Raw genomic sequence first — 6,935 nt, 5'->3', positions numbered from 1 at the left:
AGTATGGCTATAGCCACCAGCGCGATCGCGATCAGTTCCGCATTAGGCGTACGCAAAAACCACGGCGTGGCACGCGTGGTGGCCGGCAATGGGCGCGGTACGCGCGTGAGGCGCACGGGTTCGTTCGCGACATGTGCGGTGATCAACTCCACGCGTGACTCTGCCATGCGAGCTAGCACGGCCTCCTGAGCTTTGGCGTGCTTCATTGCGCCGCCTCCCTGATGGCGTCGGCGTCGCGTCGCAGCACGTCGCGCAGCAATTGAAACGGCTCGGCCGCCTTGCGCGACATCATGACGATGAAAGCGATCACGGCTACAGTAAGCCACGCGCCCGCAACGCACCATGCGGTCAACACGAGACGCGGCGTCCCGACCGTCGACACGATCACCGCGATCGACACGAAGGAAAGCGTGAACAGCGCGCCGATCGTGAGCGCGACGAGCGCGACCACTTCATGGAGCACGCGCTTCTTGGTCTCAGCGAGTTCGATCGGAATGAGCTCGCCGTAATCGACGAGACGTCCCGCGCAGAATCGGCCGATCCTGCGCCAGCTGGCGATTTTTCTCTGGATCGTCATTCTTGCCTCTCCGTTGCGGTTTCAGTCAAGACAGGTACTAAGGCATCACGTTAGAGCAGCGCGCGTGCCGGCAGACCGCGGCGAAAGCGAGAGGCAGCGGTGGCCTCCGAGTCGAATGCCCGACGGCTGGGTACCGGCGGCAGGGCGTGCGGGCTGCCGCCACCGCGCGCTGCGCGAAGTCGGCCAAACGGAGCACTTCGTGGCCCTATCGATGCGTGCCCGATCGCCCCACAGGCGAACAGGACCATCGCATGTTTGCAGCGCAACGGGGGCATTGCTGATAAACGGCGAGCTGAAGTCCTCCGTTCACACCGCTCGGTAGTGCAGCTTGCCGAGGCACTTGGGGTGCGCTCGTTCGGCCGGTTTTCAAGCGTCGAGGTCGGATGGACGCGTAGAGGTACGCAATTTGCGTTACTCGTCTGCTCGCAATTCGGACGATGACCTAAATGAAGGCCACAATAATCGCCCACCAATCTCCTCCGACGGACGCGTCGGTGGAGATTCATCGATTTAAATTTCTGCTAGACGACGGTACTGCTCCTCCGCTCGCCGAGACGATATCGCTGCGCACAGCACGGGTCATTGTCGAGAACCTGGAGGACGGCAACGCCTTCATCAAGATGCTTCAGGCGATTGTGAAGGCACAGACGGCCGAGTACGACGACTTGGTCGGTCGGGTCTTTCCTGATCATTTCAAGGAATCTCCCGACGGTGGAGATCCGACGCAGCGATGCGATGGCGCGTCTCCACTCTAGCGGGGTGACGGTCGCGGATCTGGACGTGTCCGCGGGAATCGGAGGCGCACCCCGCTGAAGCCTCGTGTGCGTGGAAACTTTCCTCATCAGAGAAAGGGGCCAACGTCTATGCCGTTCGCTGGTGGCGCCGTTGGCATTGAGGCCGGAGCCCGTCTTGCCGATAGCGACAACGGTCACGCCGTGACGGCAGTCGGCGACGCTACGAAAGAGCATCCGGCGCAAAGCGCGAAAACACGTGGCGTTGGCCCTCGCCTGTCAATACTTACCGCTGCGGAACGCCAATTGCGCGAGTGGGAATGGCAAAGGGCGTTTTTAGGCCCTCCGTACTGTCAATCTATCCCGCTGGAGGGAAAATGCGCGCACTTCGCTGGCATGGAAAGCACGACATCCGCTGCGACACGGTCCCCGATCCCGAAATCGAAGAAGGGCGCGATGCCATTATCAAGGTTTCGACTTGCGCGATCTGCGGCTCGGATCTGCACTTGTTTGACGGCTTCATGCCGACAATGAAGAGTGGCGACATTTTGGGCCACGAATTTATGGGCGAGGTCGTGGAAGTGGGTCGTGAGAACAAGGCGCTTAAAGTCGGCGACCGGGTGGTTGTGCCGTTCACCATTTTCTGCGGCGACTGCGATCAGTGCAAGCGCGGCAATTTTTCTGTTTGCGAACGCAGCAACCGCAATAAAGAGGAAGCCGACAAGATGTTTGGCCACGCGACGGCTGGTCTTTTCGGCTATTCGCATTTGACCGGCGGCTATGCAGGCGGGCAGGCTGAGTTTGTCCGTGTCCCATTTGCCGATACCACGCATGTAAAGGTGCCACAGGGTCTTAGCGACGAGCAGGTGCTCTTCCTCGGCGACATCTTTCCGACCGGTTGGCAAGCGGCGGTGAATTGTGAAATCGTCCCGACGGACACGGTTGCGATCTGGGGCGCTGGTCCGGTGGGCCAGATGGCCATTCGCAGCGCCGTCCTGCTGGGAGCCAAGCAGGTGGTCGTGATCGATCGCGTGCCTGAGCGCCTGGCAATGGCCCGGCAGGGCGGCGCTATCACGATCAATTTTGACGAAGACAGTGTGCTTGACCGGCTTGCAGAGCTGACGGGCGGAAAGGGCCCCGAGAAATGCATTGACGCGGTGGGAATGGAGTCACATGCGACGCGATCCTTTGACGCAATGTACGACCGTGTGAAGCAGGCCGTCATGCTCGAGTCGGACCGACCGCACGTATTGCGGGAAATGATTTATGTGTGTCGCCCAGCAGGCATCTTGTCGGTCCCGGGTGTGTATGGTGGATTGATCGACAAGCTACCTTTTGGGGCATCGATGAACAAAGGTCTGACGTGGAAGATGGGACAAACGCACGTCAACCGGTGGACCGATGACCTCCTGCTGCGCATTCAAGAAGGTCAGATTGACCCGTCTTTTGTGATCACGCATACCGTTGCGCTCGAAGAGGGCCCCGGGATGTACAAGACGTTCCGTGACAAGGAAGATGGCTGTATCAAAGTCGTGCTGAAACCATGACGCCTCGACGATGTCACCGGCGGCGCCTCGATATGCAAGAGCTCATGAGTGCACGGAGTGACGCTAGAGGGGCAGTCGGCTACTTCTTCGGCGTCGAAAGGGAAAAATGAGCCAAGGTCTAATGTCTTAGCCTGACGTGCCAGTCAACGTCATGCATTCGTGACATGGCATCTTTTGAGTCAGGGCTGAACAAGTTGCAAAAGCCCGGCCAGTCCGTATGTTCATCGCGCACGAAGTGTTCTTTTTGGAACGAGCATGTCCGATCAAACCGCAGGTGCTGGATCCCCACACCTTGATAGCGACGAGCGCGAACAGGCGGCCGACCATTCGACGCCGCGTCCACTTGTTATCCATGAAATCGTTCGGGAAGAGGGCGAGGCAGCAATGGAGCGCAGTAGCGCTGCCCTCATGTGGTCCGCTCTCGCGGCGGGCCTGTCGATGGGATTCTCTTTTCTCGTGCAGGCGATTCTGGAAGGTGCTTTGCCCGATACAAGCTGGCGGCATCTGATTACGAGTCTCGGTTACACGATCGGGTTTGTGTTCGTGATCTTAGGTCGCCAGCAACTCTTTACGGAAAGCACCTTGACGGCCGTGCTTCCCGTTCTTACGCGTCGCAACTTTGAGACCGTCGGTAAGACGCTTCGATTGTGGGCGATCGTGCTTGTCTTCAATCTTGTGGGCACGACGATCTTCGCCGCGCTGTTGCAATTCAAACACGTGTTTGGCACCGAGGTGACAACCGCGCTCGCGGAGGTTGCACGTGCTCCATTCAGTGCCACTTTCGGCGTCACGCTGGTGCGGGCTGTGTTCGCAGGCTGGCTGATCGCGCTCATGGTTTGGCTGTTGCCAAGCGCGCGTTCGGCTCGTCTCGCGACCATTGTTCTCGTCACCTACACGGTGGGAGTCAGCAAGCTCACGCACGTGATCGCGAGTTCGGCCGAGGCCGCCTATGCGGTCATGATCGGTGCGGCTGGAATCCGTGATTACCTCAGCGTCTTTTTGTTGCCGACACTCATCGGCAATATGCTCGGCGGCATCTCGATGGTGGCGATCATCAACCATGCGGCGATTGCGCCAGAGATTGACGACGCGCGGCGGGAGGAGTGAGCAACGACTGCATGCTACCGAAGACAGTCCCGCTTGGTTTAAGGTCCACGTCACTTGTGTAGGGAACTGCGCAGGGAAGCCACGTCGTTGGCGGTGACAGGCCGTGCATCATTACCCCAGGATGCGCGGACATAGGTGAGCACCTGCGCGATTTGGACATCGGTAAGCCGGTCGGCGAACGGCGGCATCGGCTGGCGCGCGGGACCGTGAGTCGTCGCCGGGCTGGTCCCGCCCTCCACGACGAGTCGAATGAGCGAGGTCGTGTCCTCGCTGATCACCGATGGATTGCCTGCTAGCGCAGGAAACGCAGTCGCCACGCCGTGTCCGTCGTCACGATGACATTGTGCGCAAAAGCCTGCATAAACCGCAGCGCCTTGTGCGGGCGGGACATCGGGCGCGCGCGTCTTGAGCCGCCCGGACTGCGCGAGCGCCGGATCAAAGGCGCCGTCGGCCGCACCCGTCGCGGGCAAGCTCTTGAGGTACATGGCGATCGCCCGTGCGTCGTCATCGCTTAGATACTGCAGACTGTCCTCCACCGTCTGCACCATGCTGCCGTACGCGACCAGGCCCGCGCCGTGACCTGTCTTGAGGAAGGCGGCGATGTCGCTGGGCGCGATGCGTCCGAGGCCCGAGCCGGCGTCCGCGCGCAGATTCGGTGCGAACCAGTTGTCGTTGATGCCGCCGGCCAGGAATTTCGTCGACGCTTCGTCGTAACCCTGTTCCTGATAGCCCATCCCGCGCGGAGTGTGGCACGAGCCGCAATGTCCGAGCGACTGCACGAGATACGCACCGCGATTCCAGGCGGCATCGCGGCTCGGTTGCGGTGCAAACTGCGCCTTCGGCGCCAGGGCCATGCGCCACAGCCGCAACGCCCAGCGCTGGTTGAACGGAAATGGCACCTTGGTCGGTGACGGGCGGTATTTAACGGGCGGTACGCCGTGCATCATGTAGGCGTAAAGCGCGTGCATGTCCTCGTCATTCATCTTCACGAACGACGGATAGGGCATCGCGGGATACAGGCCTTTGCCGCCCGGCGCCACGCCCTCGCGCAGCGCGCGTGCGAAATCCTCATAGCTGTAATTGCCGATGCCGGTCTCCTTGTCCGGCGTAATGTTGCTGCTGACGATCGTGCCGAACGGCGAAGCCAGGCCGAGGCCGCCCGCATACGGCGCACCGTTGAGCGGGGCGGTGTGGCAGCCCGCGCAGTCCGCCGCCTTGGAGACATATTCGCCACGCTCGAGCAACACCGGCAAAGGTGCATCGTCTGCCATGACGAGGCGCCAGGGCGACAACGCGGTGAGCAGAAGAAGAGTAGGAAGGGCGGCACGCATTGCAGTCACTGGTGGTAGAGATACGCGGCGATGTCGCGAGCATCGGTTTCACTGACATCGAGATCGGGCATCGCGCTGCCCGGCACGACCCGTTGCGGAAAGCGAATCCAGGTTTGCAGGTTGTCGGGCGAGTTCGGCAGCTTGCCGGCCACGTAGGCGCGCTCGCCGATCTTCTCCAGCGTTGGGCCGACATTGCCGTATGCGCCGGGCACGCCGTCAATCCGATGACAGGCGCCGCAGCCATAGCGCTGGATTGCTTGGAGGCCGCGTTGTGGATTGCCGCCGGTGCTCGCGTCGGACGACGGCGGTTGGCGTTGGCATGCGGCGAGCGCCAGGCACATCAGAAGCGCGGCCGAGAGGCTGCGAATGTCGTTAGCCTTCATGCGACACGCTCGACGCGATGTGAGGCTGCGCGCGCCGCATCAGCAAGCGGGCGCCCACCCACAGGCCGCCAATCAGGTAAGCTAAGCCGCCCGGCACCCACATGACGAGCCCACCGAGTTGCTGGTCCTGCAGCGGATCGAAACCGAGGGCGAGCGTCGTCTCGATGCACGACGGATACCAGACGCCCGGCGCCAGGGTCAGCAACGCACCGAGCGCACCAGTGTGAACCATCGTCGTGAACAGCGAAAGCATAGCGTGCGCGCTGCCGGCAGCTTGCGCACCGGATGGCCGACCGAACACCGTCCACCAGAACAGCAGCGCGCTGCCCAGAAAACTCGCATGCTGCAAGGTATGGATGCCGGGGCGAGCGAGGGCCGCCTCGAAGAAACGCGGCGCGTGCCAGCACCAGAGCGCAGCCGCGTGCAACATCCAAGCGACGGCGGGAGCCGTCAGCCATTGCCAGGGCGCCTTGATCCAGCGCGTGCGCACCGCCGCGCCAATGGCCGCCCTTGCGCCGCTCGGAAACGCCCACATCCACACGGCGAGAGGCCGGCCGATCACGAGCAGGGGCGCCGCCACCAGCATCAGCAACTCGTGCTGGAGCATGTGGGCCGAGAACAGCCACTCGCTCAACGCATGCAGCGGCGACACCAGTGCGAGTACCAGCGTGAGCCATCCGACGCTGAACAACGCGAGCCGCATCGAGCGGTTCGCGCGTCCGTGCGCGCTGCGCGCTCGCAACCGCATGTATCCGGCGATGTACAGCGCGAGACTGACCAGCAGTGCGATCACGAGCCACCAGTCGAAGGTCCATGCGAGCGGCGAGGCATCGCTTCGTGATGCGCCCGGCGAGAGCCCATGCGCGCGGGCTGCGTCGCTCCACACGACGGTGCAGGCAAGGGCGGGCGCGGCCTTTCTTAGCAGGCTGGAAGTATCCATTGCGGTATTGAAATGGCGATGACCGCCAAGACGGACAACGCACCCACGCCCGTCGCGACGGCGGCGACGAAGCCGGATCGCACGGACAGGCTGGATGCGTCGCCCGTCGGAATGGGATGAGCGCGCTGCGCGTCGCGCCAGCGCTGCCAGGCGAGCAGCGTCGCCAGCACGCATACGACGAGGCTCGCGCAGCTCATACCGTCGAGCAGTGCGTGGCTCGACAGGCGGCAAGCCGGCGCCACCAGCGCGTAGTTGACACCCAGACAGGTCAACACAATCGACGGAGCGCCCAAAAGCGCGAGCCAGGTTTTCATGACAT

Annotated in this window: 9 protein-coding genes; 3 read left to right on the top strand and 6 right to left on the bottom strand. The window is 62.3% G+C overall.

Annotated elements, in window-relative coordinates; all coding sequences use genetic code 11:
* Both AWB80_RS44720 and AWB80_RS40765 read right to left on the bottom strand, forming a co-directional pair.
* Positions 1-206 (bottom strand): hypothetical protein (locus tag AWB80_RS44720; protein WP_087132031.1); only part of this gene is annotated, 206 nt, incomplete at its 3' end.
* Entirely contained in the window at positions 203-577 is a 375-nt protein-coding gene (locus tag AWB80_RS40765; protein ID WP_061180277.1) for a phage holin family protein, read from the bottom strand. The genes AWB80_RS44720 and AWB80_RS40765, both read right to left, overlap by 4 nt.
* A 446-nt stretch (positions 578-1,023) precedes the next feature.
* On the opposite strand from AWB80_RS40765, the gene AWB80_RS40760 reads away from it, so the two are divergent.
* The 3 genes from AWB80_RS40760 (at position 1,024) to AWB80_RS40750 (ending at position 3,962) form a co-directional block, all read left to right on the top strand.
* On the top strand, positions 1,024-1,332 hold the full coding sequence (locus AWB80_RS40760) for a hypothetical protein (RefSeq protein WP_061180276.1): 309 nt from the start codon (positions 1,024-1,026) through the stop codon (positions 1,330-1,332).
* A 353-nt stretch (positions 1,333-1,685) separates the two neighbouring features.
* Positions 1,686-2,855, top strand: coding sequence for a zinc-dependent alcohol dehydrogenase (locus AWB80_RS40755; protein ID WP_061180275.1), 1,170 nt, complete (start codon positions 1,686-1,688; stop codon positions 2,853-2,855).
* Between the two features lie 255 nt (positions 2,856-3,110).
* Entirely contained in the window at positions 3,111-3,962 is an 852-nt protein-coding gene (locus AWB80_RS40750) for a formate/nitrite transporter family protein (RefSeq protein ID WP_061180274.1), read from the top strand.
* A 50-nt stretch (positions 3,963-4,012) separates the two neighbouring features.
* Here the strand turns inward: AWB80_RS40750 and AWB80_RS40745 are convergent, their stop codons facing one another.
* The 4 genes from AWB80_RS40745 to AWB80_RS40730 form a co-directional block, all read right to left on the bottom strand.
* Entirely contained in the window at positions 4,013-5,233 is a 1,221-nt protein-coding gene (locus AWB80_RS40745; protein WP_244207039.1) for a cytochrome c, read from the bottom strand.
* A 65-nt stretch (positions 5,234-5,298) separates the two neighbouring features.
* Positions 5,299-5,676: a c-type cytochrome gene (locus AWB80_RS40740; protein ID WP_087132028.1), complete on the bottom strand. Its 378-nt coding sequence runs from the start codon at positions 5,674-5,676 to the stop codon at positions 5,299-5,301.
* Positions 5,666-6,616, bottom strand: coding sequence for a cytochrome c oxidase assembly protein (locus AWB80_RS40735; RefSeq protein ID WP_061180272.1), 951 nt, complete (start codon positions 6,614-6,616; stop codon positions 5,666-5,668). The genes AWB80_RS40740 and AWB80_RS40735 overlap by 11 nt, the downstream gene beginning before the upstream one ends.
* On the bottom strand, positions 6,595-6,930 hold the full coding sequence (locus AWB80_RS40730) for a hypothetical protein (protein WP_061180271.1): 336 nt from the start codon (positions 6,928-6,930) through the stop codon (positions 6,595-6,597). Before AWB80_RS40730 ends, AWB80_RS40735 begins: the two co-directional genes overlap by 22 nt.
* Between the last annotated feature and the right edge of the window lie 5 nt (positions 6,931-6,935).

The sequence above is a fragment of the Caballeronia pedi genome, from assembly GCF_001544915.2.
Taxonomy (GTDB): domain Bacteria; phylum Pseudomonadota; class Gammaproteobacteria; order Burkholderiales; family Burkholderiaceae; genus Caballeronia; species Caballeronia pedi.
This window is presented reverse-complemented; position numbering and strand designations above follow the sequence as displayed.